This window comes from Citrobacter sp. Cc139 (genome assembly GCF_030334645.1).
GTDB classification, from domain to species: domain Bacteria; phylum Pseudomonadota; class Gammaproteobacteria; order Enterobacterales; family Enterobacteriaceae; genus Citrobacter; species Citrobacter werkmanii.
The window spans coordinates 1-308 of the sequence record NZ_JAOWDM010000026.1 but is presented as its reverse complement, the minus strand read 5'-3'; the positions used below and the strand labels follow the sequence as shown (position 1 = coordinate 308).

The following is a 308-nucleotide window of genomic DNA, read 5'->3' as shown; positions in this document are numbered from 1 at the left end:
GGTGACGTTTTAACAAAAGTAGATATGAAGCGGCAATACTGATGCTCTCCACGTAACTTTTCTGCTGCGCGCGACGCATAACTGCAGATGGCCTGTCGCATAGCGTCATAATCTGTAATACGTTCCCCGAATGATCTGGAACAGACAATTTCCTGCTTTACGGGGGCAAATTCCTCCAGTTCAAGACAGGGTTCACCGCGCAGTTCGCGCACCGTTCTCTCGAGGACTACATTAAAGTGCTTCCGGATAAAACGAATATCAGTATCAGCCAGATCCAGAACCGTTTTAATCCCCATAGCCTCCAGCTT

Annotated in this window: 1 protein-coding gene; it reads right to left on the bottom strand. The window is 48.1% G+C overall.

The features are described 5' to 3' along the window. Positions 1-308: DinB/UmuC family translesion DNA polymerase (locus tag OGV69_RS01320; protein WP_502873875.1), on the bottom strand; the 308-nt coding region annotated here is incomplete at both ends.